General features: G+C 62.9%; 15 protein-coding genes. 14 read left to right on the forward strand and 1 reads right to left on the reverse strand.

Features of this window, described 5'->3' with window-relative positions; all coding sequences use genetic code 11:
* The first annotated feature begins 10 nt into the window (after positions 1 to 10).
* The 4 genes from gspN to LAD35_RS17995 all read left to right on the forward strand — a co-directional run bounded on the left by gspN (position 11) and on the right by LAD35_RS17995 (position 4994).
* The gene (gene gspN / locus LAD35_RS17980; protein ID WP_224150316.1) at positions 11 to 823 is read left to right on the forward strand and encodes a type II secretion system protein N; all 813 of its coding nucleotides are present in this window, start codon (positions 11 to 13) and stop codon (positions 821 to 823) included.
* A 97-nt stretch (positions 824 to 920) separates the two neighbouring features.
* Positions 921 to 3239 carry a type II secretion system secretin GspD gene (gspD, locus tag LAD35_RS17985; RefSeq protein ID WP_224150317.1) on the forward strand — a complete coding sequence of 773 codons (2319 nt, stop codon included), beginning with the start codon at positions 921 to 923 and terminating at the stop codon, positions 3237 to 3239.
* Between the two features lie 19 nt (positions 3240 to 3258).
* A complete protein-coding gene (locus tag LAD35_RS17990; RefSeq protein WP_224150318.1) occupies positions 3259 to 4620 on the forward strand; it encodes a GspE/PulE family protein in 1362 nt (453 codons plus the stop codon).
* Positions 4621 to 4709: 89 nt separating this feature from the next.
* A complete protein-coding gene (locus tag LAD35_RS17995) occupies positions 4710 to 4994 on the forward strand; it encodes a hypothetical protein (RefSeq protein WP_224150319.1) in 285 nt (94 codons plus the stop codon).
* 15 nt (positions 4995 to 5009) lie between these two features.
* On the opposite strand, the gene LAD35_RS18000 is transcribed toward LAD35_RS17995, so the two are convergent.
* On the reverse strand, positions 5010 to 5783 hold the full coding sequence (locus LAD35_RS18000; RefSeq protein ID WP_396022758.1) for a TetR/AcrR family transcriptional regulator: 774 nt from the start codon (positions 5781 to 5783) through the stop codon (positions 5010 to 5012).
* Positions 5784 to 5910: 127 nt separating this feature from the next.
* On the opposite strand from LAD35_RS18000, the gene LAD35_RS18005 reads away from it, so the two are divergent.
* From LAD35_RS18005 to LAD35_RS18050, 10 genes are all read left to right on the forward strand, one after another.
* The gene (locus LAD35_RS18005) at positions 5911 to 6780 is read left to right on the forward strand and encodes an ABC transporter ATP-binding protein (RefSeq protein ID WP_224150321.1); all 870 of its coding nucleotides are present in this window, start codon (positions 5911 to 5913) and stop codon (positions 6778 to 6780) included.
* Positions 6777 to 7658: a branched-chain amino acid ABC transporter permease gene (locus tag LAD35_RS18010; RefSeq protein ID WP_377779909.1), complete on the forward strand. Its 882-nt coding sequence runs from the start codon at positions 6777 to 6779 to the stop codon at positions 7656 to 7658. The genes LAD35_RS18005 and LAD35_RS18010 overlap by 4 nt, the downstream gene beginning before the upstream one ends.
* Positions 7659 to 7670: 12 nt before the next feature.
* Positions 7671 to 8708 carry a branched-chain amino acid ABC transporter permease gene (locus LAD35_RS18015; RefSeq protein WP_224150322.1) on the forward strand — a complete coding sequence of 346 codons (1038 nt, stop codon included), beginning with the start codon at positions 7671 to 7673 and terminating at the stop codon, positions 8706 to 8708.
* A gap of 48 nt (positions 8709 to 8756) precedes the next feature.
* Positions 8757 to 9944, forward strand: a complete 1188-nt coding sequence (locus tag LAD35_RS18020) for an ABC transporter substrate-binding protein (RefSeq protein ID WP_224150323.1) — start codon at positions 8757 to 8759, stop codon at positions 9942 to 9944.
* Between the two features lie 171 nt (positions 9945 to 10115).
* Positions 10116 to 10937 (forward strand): ABC transporter ATP-binding protein, encoded by an 822-nt coding sequence (locus tag LAD35_RS18025; protein ID WP_224150324.1) that lies wholly within the window; start codon positions 10116 to 10118, stop codon positions 10935 to 10937.
* 169 nt (positions 10938 to 11106) lie between these two features.
* Positions 11107 to 12930 (forward strand): AMP-dependent synthetase/ligase, encoded by a 1824-nt coding sequence (locus LAD35_RS18030; RefSeq protein ID WP_224150325.1) that lies wholly within the window; start codon positions 11107 to 11109, stop codon positions 12928 to 12930.
* Positions 12931 to 12993: 63 nt separating this feature from the next.
* Positions 12994 to 13776, forward strand: a complete 783-nt coding sequence (locus LAD35_RS18035) for an enoyl-CoA hydratase/isomerase family protein (RefSeq protein WP_224150326.1) — start codon at positions 12994 to 12996, stop codon at positions 13774 to 13776.
* A 36-nt stretch (positions 13777 to 13812) separates the two neighbouring features.
* Entirely contained in the window at positions 13813 to 15000 is a 1188-nt protein-coding gene (locus tag LAD35_RS18040) for an acetyl-CoA C-acyltransferase family protein (protein WP_224150327.1), read from the forward strand.
* A 65-nt stretch (positions 15001 to 15065) separates the two neighbouring features.
* On the forward strand, positions 15066 to 16076 hold the full coding sequence (locus tag LAD35_RS18045; RefSeq protein ID WP_224150328.1) for an LLM class flavin-dependent oxidoreductase: 1011 nt from the start codon (positions 15066 to 15068) through the stop codon (positions 16074 to 16076).
* A gap of 103 nt (positions 16077 to 16179) precedes the next feature.
* Complete coding sequence (locus LAD35_RS18050) at positions 16180 to 16737, forward strand: hypothetical protein (protein ID WP_224150329.1); 558 nt, start codon at positions 16180 to 16182, stop codon at positions 16735 to 16737.
* Positions 16738 to 16883 lie beyond the last annotated feature (146 nt).

Consider the following 16883-nt stretch of genomic DNA (forward strand, 5'->3'; position numbering starts at 1 on the left):
GCACATTTCCATGTCCCAGCATCGCTCGCACCCGACCATGACTGCCGCCAGGCCCGCGCGCGCGCCCTGGCGCTGGGCAGTGGCCGGAGCATGCATGGGCGGCGCGGCGGCACTGGTGGCATACGCACCCGCCTATTGGCTGGCCCATGGCCTTGCCTGGGCAACCCAAGACCAGTTGCAACTGCGCGAGCCGCGCGGCACGGTCTGGAACGGATCAGCCCAGTGGGTGCTGACCGGTGGCAAAGCCAGCCGCGACCAGATGGCGCTGCCCGGCCGGGTCGATTGGCAATTGCGCCCCCAGTTCACGGGCCTTGCCATGCGCTGGAATGCGGACTGCTGCATGGCAACGCCGCTGCCCATCCATATCCAACCCCATTGGGGTGGCGCCACCATCACACTGGCATCGCACGAAAGCCGCTGGCCTGCTGCCCTGCTTGCAGGCCTGGGCACACCGTGGAACACCATCCAGGCCCAGGGACAGCTGCTGCTCAAAACGCGTGATCTTTCGCTCGCATTGAATGCAGGGCGCCTGCAGGTGCAAGGTGGCGCCGAGCTGGATGCCATGGCAGTTACATCGCGCCTGTCCACCATCCAGCCTTTGGGCAGCTACCGGGTGCAGGTACAAGGCGGCGACATGACCACCTTGCAACTGTCTACCCTGGACGGCGCCCTCCAACTGCAGGGCAAGGGCCAATGGATTGGCCAGCGCCTGCGTTTTCAGGGTGAGGCCTGGGCGGCCGAGGGCCGCGAAGCAGCCCTCGCCAATCTCTTGACTATGATTGGGCAGCGCAACGGCAAGCGTGTGCTGCTATCGGTGGGCTAGATGAACGCTCCCCTGAATCGCTTCGCTTTTTCCCTCAAGGGAACGATGACTATGGATAGCGCCCATTTGGTGCCTTGCGACCTGAATGACTGAATTTATGAAGAATCTCACACAGAACAGCGTTCGATTTGCTCTGCATTCAATCGCAGCAAGCCTTTTGCTGGCGGGCGCCACAGGCAGCATCCATGCGCAAACCGCTGTCAGCACGGCCACATCCAGCATTCGCCCGGGCGAGCCGGTGACGCTGAACTTTGCCAATGCGGACATCGAATCCATCGCTCGTACCATGGCCACCATCACCGGCAAGAACGTGGTGGTGGATCCGCGCGTCAAGGGCACAATGAACCTGGTGACCGACAAGGCGGTAACGCCCAGTGCAGCCTTCGAACAGTTTCTTGCCGCGCTGCGCCTGCAGAACTACACGGTGGTCGAAGCCGCAGGCCTGTACAAGGTGGTGCCCGAGGCCGATGCCAAGCTGCAGGGCGGCACCGTGCGCATCAGCCAGGGCGGAGCCGGTGGCCAGGTGCAGGGCGGCGGCCAGATCGTGACCCAGATCTTCAAGCTGAACTACGAAAACGCCAGCAACCTGGTTCCCGTGCTGCGCCCCCTGATCAGCCCCAACAACACCATCAACGTCAACCCCGGCAACAACTCGCTGGTCATCACCGACTACGCCGACAATCTGCAACGCCTCTCGCGCATCGTTGCCAGCATGGATGTGGCCAACGCCAGCGATGTCGAGATCGTGCCGCTGCAGCATGCCGTGGCCAGCGACATCGTCCCGCTGCTCCAACGCCTGGTAGAAGGTGGCAACGCCGCCACCAGCAGTGGCGGCGTACCGAGCGCTGCCGCGCAGCCCGGCGGAGCCCAGGCAGACAACGCCTACCGCACGGCCATCCTGGCGGACAGCCGCACCAACAGCATCCTGCTGCGCGCGGCCAACCCGGCCCGCCTGACCCAGGCCAAGAACCTGATCAGCAAGCTCGATAGCCCGAGCCGGGGCGACGCTTCCGGCAACATCCATGTCGTGTACCTGCGCAACGCCGATGCCACGGCGCTTGCTACCACCTTGCGCGCGGCGCTGACCGGCCAGGATGGCGGCGGAGCCAGCCCGGCCACCAACCTGTCGAGCAGCAGCCAGAACAGCAACACCCGCATGGGCGGCAGCACCTCGCTGGGCGGCACATCCTCGGGATCGCTGGGTACCAGCACCAGCAACAACAGCACCCTGGGTGGCAACAACCGCCTCAATACCGGCACGGCCCTGAGCAGCAGCACCGACACCGGCAGTGCCACTGGCGGCATCATCCAGGCCGATACCGCAACCAACTCGCTGATCATCACCGCGCCCGAGCCGCTGTACCGCCAGATCCGCGCCGTGATCGACCAACTGGACAGCCGACGCGCCCAGGTGCTGGTGGAAAGCCTGATCGTGGAAGTCAGCGCCGAGAAGGCCGCCCAGTTTGGCGTGCAATGGCAAAGCCTTCTTGGCCAGGGCAACAATGTGGTGGGCATATTGGGCAACAATTTCAGCGTGGGCGGTGCCAACCTGTTCGACCTCGCAGCAGGCATTGCCACCGGCCAGAACAATGGCAACTATTCTGGAGCAAAGCCCAGCGCAGGCATGAACGCAGGCATCGCCTTCAAGCACAACGGCGAATACGTGCTTGGCGCCCTGGCCAACCTGCTGCAGTCCAACGCGGATGGCAATATTCTGGCCACGCCCAATCTGCTGACCCTGGACAACCAGGAGGCGCAAATTCTGGTGGGCGAAAACCGGCCATTCGTGACCGGCTCCTATGCATCCACCAACAGCACCAGCACGGTCAATCCCTTCACCACGGTCGAGCGCAAGGATGTGGGCCTGACCTTGCGCGTACGCCCGCAGATCAATGCCAACGGCACGGTCAAGCTGACCATCTACCAGGAAACCTCCAACGTCATCGACGGCACGGCCAAGGACACCAACGGGCCCTCCACCACCAAGCGCTCCATCGAGTCGACCGTGCTGGTGGATGACGGCTCCATCATCGTCATCGGCGGCCTGTTGCAGGACCAGTACTCCGGCTCTGTGCAAAAGATCCCGTACCTGGGCGACCTGCCCGGCATTGGCGCGCTGTTCCGCAGCGACTCCCGCTCGCGCAAGAAAACCAATCTGATGGTGTTCCTGCGTCCCGTTGTCATGCGCGATGCAGATACCACGCGCCAGGTCAGCCTTGACCGCTACGACCTGATGCGCGGCCTGCAGATCAGCAACCAACCGACGCCGAGCACCATGGTGCCGGTCAACGATTCGGCCATCATCACGCCGATGTCACAGCAAACCTCCGGCACCCCGCTGGGCTATTCCGAAGCGCCGGTGTTGCAGGCACCAGCACTCACCGTCACGCCGCAAGGCATGCGTTTCGAGCCTTGATCGAAGAACGGTTGACCTGATGCGCCACCCTCTGCCCTATGCCTTTGCGCGCAGCAGCCAGTTGCTGCTGGAAGAAGATGCCGACCAATACCTGCTGTGGCACGGCGCCGTGCCCAACGGCGCCGCACTGTCCGAGGTGCTGCGCAAGTTTCCGGTCCAGCATCTGGCCCAACTGGCCGACGCCGAGCTGGCCCAGCGCATCAGCGCGGCCTACTCGCACAGCGAATCGAACGCCGCGACCGTGATCAGTGAAGTGGAGGAAGGCACCGATCTTTCGCGCATGATGCAGGACATCCCGGCGGTGGAAGACCTGCTGGAATCCGCAGGTGATGCGCCCATCATCCGCATGCTCAATGCCTTGCTGACCCAAGCCGCGCGTGATGGAGCCAGCGACATCCATATCGAGCCCTACGAGCGCCATTCGAGCGTGCGCTTTCGCATCGACGGCGCACTGCGCGAAGTGGTGCAGCCGCACCGCGCGCTGCACGCAGCTCTGATCTCGCGCCTCAAGATCATGGCCGACCTCGACATTTCGGAAAAGCGCCTGCCGCAGGATGGCCGCATCAGCCTGCGCCTGGGCACGCGCGCCATCGACGTGCGCGTCTCCACCCTGCCCAGTGCCCATGGCGAGCGTGCCGTGCTGCGCCTCCTGGACAAGAGCGAAAACAAGCTCAGCCTTGGCTCGGTCGGCATGCAGGGTGAAACCCTGCGCCGCTTTGAAAAGCTGGTGGCCCAGCCACACGGCATCGTGCTGGTGACCGGGCCCACGGGCTCGGGCAAAACCACCACGCTGTATGCCGCGCTGAGCCAGCTCGATGCCAGCCAGGGCAACATCATGACGGTGGAAGACCCGATCGAATACGAATTGCCCGGCATCGGCCAGACACAGGTCAACCCCAAGATCGACCTGACCTTTGCCAAAGCCCTTCGCGCGATCCTGCGCCAGGACCCGGACATCATCATGATCGGCGAAATCCGCGATTTCGAAACCGCACAGATCGCCATCCAGGCCTCGCTCACCGGTCACCTGGTGCTGGCAACGCTGCACACCAACGATGCCACCAGCGCCATCACCCGCCTGACCGACATGGGCGTGGAGCCGTTTCTGCTGTCGTCATCGCTCCTGGGTGTACTGGCCCAGCGCCTGGTGCGCCGCGTGGATGACACCGAGCCCAGCGGCTACCGCGGCCGAACCGGCATCTTCGAGCTGCTGGTGGTGGACGACCAGATCCGCGCGCAGATCCATGCGCAGGCGCCGGAATCCGAGATTCGCAGCGCCGCCATCGCCGCCGGCATGCACCTGATGCGAGATGATGGCGAACGCCTGGTGCGCGAAGGCATCACCACCGCCGAGGAAGTAGTGCGCGTCACCCGAGACTGATTCCTGCTCCGATGTCGAATGACGCTCCACATCACCCCGGTAAACCCGTGCCGGACGCCAGCTGACCCGGTGTTTGCGACAATCGCCGCATGATCGACTCCCTCACCCAATGGGCCGCTCCGTATGGTGGCGCCCTGTTTGTTGCCATGACGGCGCTGGCCGTCATATCGCTTGCTGCTCTGTGGCATCTGCGCCCGCGCCTCTCAGGTCAGCAACTGCGGCGCATGATGCGCGTTGCAGCCCTTGTGGCCCTGGCGGGCTCCTGGGTGGCCATGCAGCAAGGCGAGCAGTACCTGGCCACGGCGCTGCTGATCCTGCTGTGGGGCATTCTGGTGGGCATCACCTGCGCGCGCGAAATCGCCAGACGCAGATAAGCCACCTACAAGCCGTCAAACCTCAGGCACGGGCCCCTTGCGGGTCGGTGCTTTTTTTGTGCCAGCCTTGCGTATAACAGTCGGTGAGGCAGGCACCGGCATCAACACCCCGCAAAGCAGCTGCTCCACGCACTGGTCAATCACCTGCTCTGCCGTGTAGTCGCCATCTTCCTGGTACCAGCGGCCAATCCAGCTCAGCGCACCGGCAATCACAAAGGCCGCCATCTTGGGATCACAGGGGCGCAGCAGGCCTTGCTCTATCCCCTGCGCCACCAGCTTGCGAAACTCGTGGTCAATGGCTGACTTGAGCCTGCGCAGCTCCTTGCGGCTTTCAGCGGGCACCTGCTCGTCTCCAACGCGGATCAGGCAGGTGCCGAAAGGCTGGATCACGATGGCCGCATAGCTGCGCATGCAGGCCTGCAACTGGTCCAGCGCATTGCCCCCAGCCCGGCGCGACGCCTCGATGCCGTCCAGCGTCATGTGCAAGCCCTTGCGCACGCACTCCAGCAAAATCTCGTCCTTGTTCTTGACGTAGTAGTACAGCGTAGGTTTGGAAACCTGCAGGCGCGCGGCAATGTCGTCGAGCGAGGTGGCAGGAAAGCCGCGTTCGTTGAACATCTTTGCCGCAGTCGTCAGCACCGCATTGCGCTTGGCCTCGCGCTGCACCTCGCGGCTGGGCGCGCCGGCCCAGGGCGATTCCTCCGCCACCAACCGCCCCGTGGGCTTGCCCGATCGCGGGGCCACTTTGCGCTGTTTATCTGTTGATTTAGCAACTGTTGACGCCATCATCATTCCTCATCGGAGCGGGAAAATACCGATGTCATACGGGATCATCATCTTCAAAATCTACTCACGAGTAAAGAGTCTACGCAAAAGTAGACCACCACCGCATCGAACATACCCGTAGAGGAAGCCGATGGAGACAAGACAGCCGGGCAGTGCCAAGGCAACTGCCCCTTTGTTGCAGGTAGATGGAGTCACGCTGGCGTTTGGCGGCGTCAAGGCGCTGTCAGGCGTGGGCTTTGGCGTGCAACCAGGCTCGATCACCGCCATCATCGGCCCCAATGGCGCGGGCAAGACCTCGCTGTTCAATACCATCTCGGGCTTTTACCGCCCTACCAGTGGCAGCATCCATTTCCAGGGCCAGGACATCACGCGCATTTCCGCGCCCCGCAGGGCAAAACTGGGCCTGGGGCGCAGCTTCCAGAACATTGCGCTGTTTCGCGGCATGACGGTGCTCGACAACATCAAACTGGGCCGCCACGCCCACCTCAAGACCAATGTATTCGACGCCCTCTTCTACCTGGGCCGCGCCCGCCGGGAAGAAGCCGAACTGCGCCGTGATATTGAAGAGCGCATCATCGATTTCCTCGAAATCGACCACATCCGCCACGCGCCGGTGGCTGCCCTCTCGTACGGCCTGCAAAAGCGCGTGGAGATGGCGCGAGCCCTGGCCATGCAGCCGCAGATTCTGATGCTGGACGAGCCCGTGGCCGGCATGAACCGCGAAGAAACCGAAGACATGGCACGCTTCATTCTGGACGTGCGCGCCGAATGGGGCGTCACGGTACTGATGGTGGAGCACGACATGGGCATGGTGATGGACCTGTCCGATCACGTAGTGGTGCTGAACTTCGGACAGGTGATTGCCCAGGGCACGCCTGCCGTGGTGCAGGCAGACCCCGAAGTAGGCCGCGCCTACCTCGGGTCGGGCGATGTGGGCGAGTTGCGCAGCAAGCTCCAGGCCGCTACGCGCCCGGCTACCACAACTTCAGGAGCCGCATGATGGATTGGGCCTACCTGTTCGAGATCAGTCTGACGGGCTTGGCGAGCGGCGGCCTCTATGCGCTGGCGGCGCTCGCCTTCGTCATGGTCTACAAGGCCACGCGCGTAGTCAATATCGCCATTGGCGAAATGCTGATGGCAGGCGGTTATCTGTTCTTCACCTTCGCCGCCATGTGGGCACTGCCACTGTGGCTGGCCATTCCAGCCGCCGTGCTGGCCTGTGGCCTGCTCGGCGCGGTGATCGAGCGCACCATGATCCGCCCGCTGCTGGGCGAGCCGCCCATCTCCGTCTTCATGGTCACAGTCGGCCTGTCGTCGGTCTTGATTGGCCTGGTTGAAATGATCTGGACCGCTGACCAGCGCCGCCTGCCCGAGTTCATGCCCAACCAGCCCATCATGGTGGGGGACGCCTTTCTCGCCCCCAAGGTGTTCTGGGGGGCGGTGATTGCGGCAGTCTTCATCGCGTGCGTGTTGCTGGTGTTCCGATTCTGGCGCGGCGGCGTTGCGCTGCGGGCAACGGCCAGCGACCAGGCTGCCGCCTATTCGGTCGGCATCAATGTGCCACGCGTCTTTTCGCTGGCCTGGGTGGTGTCGGCCATGCTGGCAGCCATCTCCGGCATCATCGTCGGCTCCATTGGCGGCATCTCGTCGAGCATGGGCGTGTTTGGCCTGTCTGTACTGGTGGTGGTGATCGTGGGCGGCCTTGACAGCGTGCTGGGCGCCCTGGTCGGCGGCCTGATCATCGGGCTGGTGGAGGCGCTGGCAGGCGTCTACCTGGGCGGCGAGTACAAGCTGCTGGCCACCTTTGTCGTGCTGGTCATCATTCTGATGATCCGGCCCTATGGCCTGTTTGGCACGCACGAGATCGAACGTCTTTAAGGGCACAACACCATGCGCATCGGAACCCTCAAAGAAAGCTATACCGCAGACGCCGCGCTGTTCGACTCGCGCACGCAAAAGATCTGGCTGGCCATAGCCTCCATGCTGCTCATGCTCTTTCCCTTTGTGGCCAGCGATTACTGGCTCTACCTGGCATGCCTTGTGGCCATCCATGTGGCAAGCACCACCGGTCTCAACATCCTGACAGGCTACACCGGCCTGGTCAGCCTGGGCCAGGCAGCCTTCATGGGGCTGGGCGCCTACACGGTCGCCATTCTGCAAACCCGCTGGGGTACGCCGTTCGCATTGAATCTGCTGGCTGGCGGCCTGGTAGCCATGGTGGGCGGCATCATCGTCGGTATTCCTTCGTTGCGCGTCAAGGGGCTGTATCTGGCAATTGCCACGATTGCCGCGTCCTTCATCGCCCATTTTCTGTTTGCCAACCTCAAGATCACCGGTGGCACGGCAGGCATCTCCTTGCCGCCCGCGCGCATGCTGGGTATCGATCTGGATACATCGTTCCGCCTGTACTGGCTGATCGTGCCGGTAACGGTGCTGATGCTGCTGGCTGCTGCCAACCTGTTCCGTACCCGCATCGGCCGCGCCTTTATCGCCATCCGTGACCGCGACATCTCGGCGGAGGTGCTGGGCATTCCGCTTCTGCGCTACAAGCTGCTGTCGTTTGGCCTGTCGTCGTTCTATGCAGGCGTGGCAGGCGGCCTGTGGGCGTACTTCTTTCGGGTGGTCACGCCCGAGAGCTTTCCGCTCACCATGTCCATCTTCTTTCTCGCCGCCATCATCGTGGGCGGCATGGGCTCCATCCTGGGCGGCATCCTGGGCGCAGTGTTCATGACCATGGTGCCCGAGTTGCTCAAGCTCATCGTCGACCTGCTGCCTGGCGGGGCGGAACTGACCGTCTTTCTCTCGCCCGTGCGCCTGATCATCTTCGGCGGGCTGATCATCGCCTTTCTGGTGTTCGAGCCGCTGGGGCTCGCAGAAATGTGGCGCCGTGTGCGGCGCTTCTTCCACCTGTGGCCTTTCCGCAATTGAGTGGTGTGGGCCACTGATTTTCTCTCAACAGAATCACAGGAGACAAGCATGGAGCAACCACACATTTCGCTCAAGCGCCGCAATCTGATGCTGGGAGCCGCTGCGGCGGGCGTGGCGGCACTGACGCAGCCCTTGTCGGTGCTGGCCCAAGGCGCCGACGAGATCGTCATCGGCGGCTCGATTCCAATGACCGGCGTGTTCGCTTTTGCCGGGGTGGGCATCAATGCCGGCATGCAGGATTACGTGAAAATCGTCAACGACGCAGGCGGCATCAAGGGCCGCAAGATCAGGTATGTACCCGAGGACACGGGCTACAAGGTCGATGTCTCGGTCGCCACCTTCAAGAAACTCACGAGCCAGAACAAGATCAATCTGTATTACGGTGACAGCACCGGCTTTGCCAAGACCATCAACCCGGAGCTGGATCGCAATGGCCAGATTCTGATGGCTGGCGCCTCGTTCGCATCCGAGCTGAACGACCCCAAGAAATATCCCAACCAGTTCCTCGTCGGGCCGGATTACACCGAGATGTTCGGTATTCTGCTCAAGCACATCGCCAAGGAAAAGCCAGGGGCCAAGGTCGCCTTCGTCTACTCGGATTCGGAATTCGGCCGTGACCCGATCGAAGCGAGCGAAGCCGCGGCCAAAAAGCTCGGCCTGTCGGTGCCGATCAAGATCATGACACCCGCTGGCAGCGTGGATGTCTCCACCGAAGTCATCAAGCTGCGCCGTGCCGCGCCCGACTACACTATCTTTCACGGCTATATCCTCGCGCCCATCCCGGAGTTCATCAACCAGGGCAAGCAGCAAGGCATGAAGAGCAAGTGGATGGGTACCTTCTGGACGATGGACAGCTCCACCGTCATGAAGATGGGCGAGGCCGCCGACGGCTTCATGGGTGTCATGCCTTTCCGCTACTACTACGACACCGAGAAAGCCCCGATGCTGGAGAAGATTCGCGCCATGCGGCCCGAATACCAGAGCACCGCCTACGTCCAGGGCTTTCTGGCGGCCATGCTGTTCCTCGAATCCGCCAAGCGCTGCCTCGATGCCGGCAAGCCGCTGTCGGGCCCCAACCTGAAGGCTGCGCTCAACAGCCTCAAGGACTTCGACACCGGCGGCCTGATTGGCGTGCCCATCACCATCAGCGGCAACTCGATTCCGGTTGGCCGCGTCTACCAAGCCGATATGAAGGCCCAAAAAATGGTGGCTGCCTCTGATTGGATCAAGCTGTGAACTCCCCGCTGAGCGGCTGCGCAGCCTCCCTTTCTCACCCACCGCTTCGCGTGGCGGGAAGGAGAACGGCACCCTTGCTGCGGTGCGGCCCTTGCTCGGCGCTCCACGCTCAGGCTCTGCGGGTGCTCGCATCGCAGATCCGGCATGCACTGTGACGTTCTGCCCATGACCATGACCGACGCTGGCTCAGACTACGTCCTCGAAGTGAACAACATCGAGGTCATCTACAACAAGGTGGTGCAGGCCTTGCGTGGCCTGTCGCTGGCAGTGCCGCGTGGGCAGATCGTGGCTCTGCTGGGCAGCAACGGCGCAGGCAAGAGCACCACGCTCAAGGCCGTATCGGGCTTGCTGGCGCTGGAGAATGGCGCGCTTGAATCAGGCACCGTTCGCTTCAACGGCGCCAGCACCGCCGGTATTGCGCCACAGCAGTTGGTGCGCCAGGGATTGAGCCATGTGATGGAAGGCCGCCGGGTGTTTGAAGACCTGACGGTGGAAGAAAACCTGCTGGCGTCCACCTATGCGCTTTCTGGCCGCCCGCAGGCCGCCAAGCCGGACTTTGACCTGGTCTACACCTACTTTCCGCGTCTGCACGAGCGGCGCAAGGGCCTGGCCGGCTACCTGTCGGGCGGAGAGCAGCAGATGCTTGCCATTGGCCGCGCGCTGATCGCACAGCCTGAGCTGATTCTGCTGGACGAGCCCTCGCTCGGCCTCTCTCCCAAGCTGACCGAGGATATCTTCAGCATCATCGCCCGCATCAACGCCGAACGCGGTACCTCCATGCTGCTGGTGGAGCAGAACGCCACTGTCGCGCTGGCCGTGGCGCACAGCGGCTACATCATGGAAAACGGCAAGATCGTGATCGACGGGACGGCCGAGCGCCTGGCCAGCGACCCGGATGTGCGCGAGTTCTATCTGGGCATGGGCGGCGGAGGCGAGGCAAAGAGCTTCAAGGACATCAAGCACTACAAGCGCAGGAAAAGGTGGCTGTCTTGAAAGAACACACCCCTCAAGCGCTACGCGCCTTCCCTCCACACCCGCATCGCAAAACGATGCGGGCAGGCGGACGGAGCCCTCGGTGCGGAGCGGCCCTTTCTCGGTGCCGCGCACCTGAGCCGTGCCAGTTTTTAGGAGTACGCCAGGCACGGCGTACTGGATGAGCGCTATGAATCTTCCTGAACTCACCTTGCCACAGATGCTACGCCAGCGCGCCCGCACCGATGCGCAGCGCATCGCCATCCGGCAAAAGGATTTTGGCATCTGGAAGCCCATCAGCTGGGCGCGGTACCACGAGCGCGCCTGCCACTTCGGCCTGGGTCTGGCTGCCCTGGGCATGACGGAGCGCGGCCATGTCGGCGTGATTGCGGAGAACCGCATCGAATGGGTGCTGGCCCAGATGGGCGCCGGGTTGATCGGGGCCATCACCGTGGGGGTCTACCCCACCAGCCCTACGGCCGAAGTGGCCTATGTGATTGGCCACGCCGATGTCGAGATCATGGTCTGCGAAGACCAGGAGCAGACGGACAAGGTGCTGGAAGCACTGCCCAACCTGCCGCTGCTGAAAAAAATCATCGTGATGGAAACCAAGGGCCTGCGCAGCTTTGCTCCTGAGGTGCGCGCGATGATCACAACATTTGACGAGGTGGAGAAGCTCGGCGCCGCCAACCGCCAGTACCACATCATCGACGAAGCCCTGGCCCGGCAGGCGTTCGATGACATCGGGCTGATGATCTACACCTCGGGCTCCACTGGCAAGCCCAAGGGCGCGATGATCTCGTGGCGCAACATGCGCGGTGTGGCGCCCGGCATCATCGAGCGCCTGCAGCTCGATATGCGCACGACGCACCTGTCCTACCTGCCGCTGTGCCATGTGGCAGAGCAGATGCTCACCACCTTCTGCCCCATCTATCTGGGCTCGCAGGTCAATTTCGGCGAATCCATCCGCACCGTGCAGGAAGACCTGCGCGAGGTCGCGCCCAGCATGTTCCTGGGTGTACCTCGCATCTGGGAAAAGCTCCATGCCGCCATCACCATCAAGATGATGGAGACTGGCCGCCTGCGCAGGGCGCTGTACGCCAAGGCCTATGCGGCCTGCGCGCCGTTGGCCGAAAAGCCCCGCAGCCGCTGGACCGGTGGCGAGCGGCTGCGCTTTGCCGCCAGCTACTGGCTGGTCTTCAGGGCGCTGCAGAACTTCATCGGCCTGCGCGAAGCCAAGGTAGCGCTCACCGGTGCCGCCCCTATTCCACCCGATGTCGTGCGGTACTTTCGCGTGCTGGGTGTGCCGCTGATCGAGGTCTATGGACTCACCGAATCGACCGGCATGATCACCGGGCACCGGCTGGACGATGTCATAGTGGGCACCGTGGGGCCAGTCACGCAAGGCGTGGAATACCGTCTTGGCCAGGCGGGCGCTGCGGACGACAGCAGCCAGGGTGAGCTGCAGATCAAGGGCGATATGGTGTTTGCCGGTTATTACAAGAACCCCGAGGCTACCGCCCAATCCATCCAGAATGGCTGGCTGCACACGGGCGATGTGGTGCGCGAGGTGCAAGGCCAACTCAAGATCGTCGACCGTCTCAAGGACATCATGATCACTGCTGGCGGCAAGAACCTGACGCCATCCGAGATCGAGAACACGATGAAGGGCAGCCCCTACATCAAGGAATGCATCATCGTGGCCGAAGGCCGCAAGTTTGTTGCAGCGCTGGTGCAGATCGACTATGAAACCGTCGGCAAATGGGCCGAGGCCCAGCGCCTGCCATTCACCCACTTCCGCTCGCTGGTCGATGCGCCGGAGGTACGCGCACTGATCGATGCAGAAATCAGCCATGGCAACCACCGACTCGCCCAGGTCTCGCAGATCCGCAAGTTCCACCTCTTGCAGAAGGAGCTGGATCACGACGACGGCGAAGTGACCGCAACCATGAAGGTGCGCCGCACCAGTATCTACAAGACCTATGCGCAAGAGATCGAGGCACTGTACCAGTAGTCTCATGGATGGCTGCAGCGCCACTCCCAAAAGCGCATCCAGCTATTAATTCAGGAGCAAAACATGACATCCACCGCGCCCTTGCTCATCCGACGGCAGGCAGGCATCGTCACCCTGCAGTTCAACCGCCCTGAAGCATTCAATGCACTGAATGTGGAATTGGCTCAGGAATTTGCCGCCGCAATGCGCTCGCTGTCTGCCGACCAGGGACTGCGCGCTCTGGTGCTGCAAGGCGCAGGCAAGGCTTTCATCGCAGGCGGCGACCTGGCCACCCTGCAGGCCAACCCCACGCAAGGCGCCCAGGATTTGCTGGATCCGTTGATCGAAGCGGCCACCCTGATGCACCAGCTGCACGTCCCCATCATCGCCCAGGTACATGGCGCCGTGGCAGGCGCCGGCCTGTCTCTGATGATGCTGTGCGATTTTGTGCTGGCCGCGCAAGGAACACGCATGAATCTGGCCTACATCAATATCGGCGCCAGCTGCGACATTGGCGCATCGTGGACATTGCCGCGCCTCGTGGGCCTGCGCCGCGCGCTGGAAATTGCGATGCTGGGCGAAAACCTCGACGCCGACGAAGCGCTGCGCCTGGGCCTGGTCAACCGCGTGGTGCCTGCTGCGGAGCTGCAGGCCGCCACCAACGCCCTGGCAGAGCGGCTGGCCAATGGCCCTACTCAGGCCTATGCGCAAATGCGGCGCCTGATGCGCGGTGGTTTCGAGCGCGATCTGCCCACGCAATTGCGTGCCGAAGGTGAAGCCTTTTTGCACTGTGCCCAAACGCATGACCTGCCCGAAGGCATCAACGCCTTTTTTGCCAAACGCCAGCCACAGTTCATCGGCGCCTGAGTCACCCCGTCCTTTTGCATATCCTCGGAGTTCCCCATGCCCCATCGTGATGTATTCGTCGCCAGTTGCGCCCGCACCGCCATCGGCACTTTTGGCGGCAGCCTCAAGGACGTGCCCAACAGCCAATTGGCCACCATCGCCGTCAAGGCAGCCATTGAGCGTGCGGGCATCGCCGCCGATGCGGTCGGCCACGTGGTGATGGGCAATGTGATCCCCACCGACACCAAGGATGCCTATCTCGCGCGCGTGGCGGCCATCGATGCAGGCTGCCCGATCGAGACGCCCGCGATGAACGTGAACCGCCTGTGCGGCTCGGGCCTGCAGGCGATCGTGTCGGCAGCGCAGGCCATTGGTTATGGCGACTGCGATGTGGCCGTCGCGGGCGGCAGTGAAAGCATGAGCCGGGGCCCCTATTTTGACCAGGCTGCGCGCTGGGGCCAACGCATGGGCGATGCCAGAAGCATCGACTACATGCTGGGCATCCTGCATGACCCATGGCAGAAGATGCACATGGGCATCACCGCCGAAAACGTGGCCGAGCGCTACCGCATCAGCCGCACCATGCAGGATGCACTGGCTGCGCAAAGCCAGCAGCGTGCCGCCGCAGCCATTGCTGCAGGGTATTTCAAGGAGCAGATCACGCCCGTGCGGCTGGAAACCCGCAAGGGCACCACCGTGTTCGACACCGATGAGCATGTCCGTGGAAGTACCAGCCCAGAGGTGCTGGCAGGCATGAAGCCCGCCTTCAAAAAGGATGGCGGCACAGTGACCGCCGGCAATGCCTCGGGCATCAACGACGGCGCGGCAGCCGTCACCCTGGTGGCTGGCGACCGGTTGGCTGCGCTGGGTATCCAGCCGCTGGCGCGCCTGGTAGGTTGGGCGCATGCGGGTGTGGAGCCTGCGTACATGGGTATCGGCCCCGTACCAGCTACACAAAAGCTCATGCAGCGCACCGGACTCACCGTGGGCGACATGGATGTGGTCGAAGCCAATGAAGCCTTTGCCGCCCAGGCCTGCGCAGTGATTCAGGAACTGGCGCTGGACCCTGCCAAGGTCAACCCTAATGGGTCAGGCATTTCGCTCGGCCACCCGGTGGGCGCCACCGGCGCCATCATCACCACCAAGGCGATCTATGAGTTACACCGCACCGGTGGCCGCTACGCCCTGGTGACCATGTGCATTGGTGGAGGCCAGGGCATATCGGCGATTTTCGAACGGGTGTAAACGGTTGTACCTGCTATCGATATCCACAGTCAGCAAAGGATATTTGCCTAGGCAAGAATATCTGCATGACTGAGACACACAAACGACCCGCCCTTTCGATGTTGGATCTGGTGGCCGTGCGCGAAGGCGGCACGGTCGCCCAGGCGCTGCAACTGGCGGTGCGCACCGCGCAGCATGTCGAATCCCTTGGCTTTGCACGGTACTGGCTGGCGGAGCACCACAACATGCCGGGCATTGCCAGCTCGTCCACCGCCGTGCTGATTGGCCATATCGCCGGGGCTACACAGCATATCCGCGTGGGCTCGGGCGGCATCATGCTGCCCAACCATGCCCCACTGGTGGTGGCCGAAGCCTTTGGCACCCTGGCAGAGCTGTACCCGGGCCGCATCGATCTGGGCCTGGGCCGTGCCCCTGGTACCGACGGCATGACCATGCGCGCCCTGCGCCGCGACCGGGTCGAGAGCGAAGAAGACTTTCCCCGCGATGTGATGGAGCTGCAACGCCTGCTGGCCGATGCAGAGCCGGGCCAAAAGCTCATTGCCACACCAGGCGCAGGCACCCGTGTGCCGATCTGGCTGCTGGGCTCCAGCCTCTTTTCTGCCCAGTTGGCCGCGCACCTCGGCCTGCCCTATGCGTTTGCATCACATTTTGCGCCGCGCATGCTGTACCAGGCAGTGCAGCTGTATCGCGACCTGTTCAAACCGTCTGCCGCCCTCGCCAAGCCCTATGTGATCGTTGGCGCACCCGTGATCGCCGCGCCCACCGACGCTGAGGCTGAGTACCTGGCCAGCAGCACCTACCAACGCGTGCTCGGCATCCTGACGGGCCAGCGCGGCTTGCTGCCGCGTCCGGTGGAAGGCTTCATGGAAAAACTGAACGACGCCGAGCGCCAGGCCATTGAAGGCTTTCTCGCCGTTGCATCGATTGGCGGGCCTGATCGTGTGCAACAACGCATGCGGCAGTTGGCCGACTCCACCGGCGCCGATGAGCTGATGCTGGTGAGTGACGTCTACGACGGAGAACTGCGCCTTCGCTCGCTGGATATTGCCGCACAGGCCGTGCGTTCCTGGGGTTAAAAACTATCATTTTGATAGCTATTAGCGCCCATCATTCGTACGCTGCTGCGTCTTTTCACTTAAAGCACACGGCAAGGGTGTACAGCCGCGCTATGCTTGGGGCATGTCCGTCTCCCCACGAATTGCCCTGACCGGGGTATTGAGCGCCTGTGCGCTCAGCACCCTGCTGGCTGGCTGCATTCAGCAGCCGCCTGAAGACCCGCCCTCCACATCCGCGCCTGCCCAGCCACAGGCGGCGGCTTTGCCAGCATCCCCCGCTGCCAACGAAGACCCTCAGCTCGCTGCGCACATGAAGACGCCGGAGTTCCGCCGCGAATACCGCACCAAGCAGGAACAACTGCAGAACGAAGCACAGATCCAGGAAAGCGCTCCCTGGCTGGGACACACGGGCCTGAGCGATGCACAGGAGCGCGCGCTGCCGCGCTATGTGCGCATGGAACTGGGCCAGTCTCTGCAAGACGCCCATGCCGTCCAGGCCCAGGATCTGGAGTACATGGGCAACTACCCTGAACCGGATGGCACGGTGTACTACTGGCGCATTCCTGACAAGGCCAACGCCCATGGGGATACACACGCCGGCCCTGCCTATGCCTACATCCGAAAAGGCACGGACGGTGTGTACTACACCGACTGGGGCAACCGCACACCGCCGCTTGGCTAGTCAAATACCTGCTCATACGGCGCATCAGGTCACTCCAGGCTGACACGCCCGCAGGACTTGCTGCCCCGTGTGTGCAAGCCCTGGCAGGAATAATGCATATTCCGCCCATGGCCGGTGGCTGCTTTCATAATGGCCAGTGGAGACAC

Source organism: Comamonas odontotermitis (assembly GCF_020080045.1).
Lineage (GTDB): Bacteria > Pseudomonadota > Gammaproteobacteria > Burkholderiales > Burkholderiaceae_C > Comamonas > Comamonas odontotermitis.

Excerpts from the sequence above, each read along its gene's own strand:
- LAD35_RS18040 (WP_224150327.1), top strand. The coding sequence starts at position 13,813 with ATGCCCCATCGTGATGTATTCGTCGCCAGTTGCGCCCGCACCGCCATC.
- LAD35_RS18050 (WP_224150329.1), top strand. The coding sequence starts at position 16,180 with ATGTCCGTCTCCCCACGAATTGCCCTGACCGGGGTATTGAGCGCCTGT.
- LAD35_RS18030 (WP_224150325.1), top strand. The coding sequence starts at position 11,107 with ATGAATCTTCCTGAACTCACCTTGCCACAGATGCTACGCCAGCGCGCC.
- gspN (WP_224150316.1), top strand. The coding sequence starts at position 11 with ATGTCCCAGCATCGCTCGCACCCGACCATGACTGCCGCCAGGCCCGCG.
- LAD35_RS17995 (WP_224150319.1), top strand. The coding sequence starts at position 4,710 with ATGATCGACTCCCTCACCCAATGGGCCGCTCCGTATGGTGGCGCCCTG.
- LAD35_RS18045 (WP_224150328.1), top strand. The coding sequence starts at position 15,066 with ATGACTGAGACACACAAACGACCCGCCCTTTCGATGTTGGATCTGGTG.
- LAD35_RS18025 (WP_224150324.1), top strand. The coding sequence starts at position 10,116 with ATGACCGACGCTGGCTCAGACTACGTCCTCGAAGTGAACAACATCGAG.
- LAD35_RS17990 (WP_224150318.1), top strand. The coding sequence starts at position 3,259 with ATGCGCCACCCTCTGCCCTATGCCTTTGCGCGCAGCAGCCAGTTGCTG.
- LAD35_RS18015 (WP_224150322.1), top strand. The coding sequence starts at position 7,671 with ATGCGCATCGGAACCCTCAAAGAAAGCTATACCGCAGACGCCGCGCTG.
- LAD35_RS18005 (WP_224150321.1), top strand. The coding sequence starts at position 5,911 with ATGGAGACAAGACAGCCGGGCAGTGCCAAGGCAACTGCCCCTTTGTTG.
- gspD (WP_224150317.1), top strand. The coding sequence starts at position 921 with ATGAAGAATCTCACACAGAACAGCGTTCGATTTGCTCTGCATTCAATC.
- LAD35_RS18035 (WP_224150326.1), top strand. The coding sequence starts at position 12,994 with ATGACATCCACCGCGCCCTTGCTCATCCGACGGCAGGCAGGCATCGTC.
- LAD35_RS18020 (WP_224150323.1), top strand. The coding sequence starts at position 8,757 with ATGGAGCAACCACACATTTCGCTCAAGCGCCGCAATCTGATGCTGGGA.
- LAD35_RS18000 (WP_396022758.1), bottom strand. The coding sequence starts at position 5,783 with ATGATGGCGTCAACAGTTGCTAAATCAACAGATAAACAGCGCAAAGTG.
- LAD35_RS18010 (WP_377779909.1), top strand. The coding sequence starts at position 6,777 with ATGATGGATTGGGCCTACCTGTTCGAGATCAGTCTGACGGGCTTGGCG.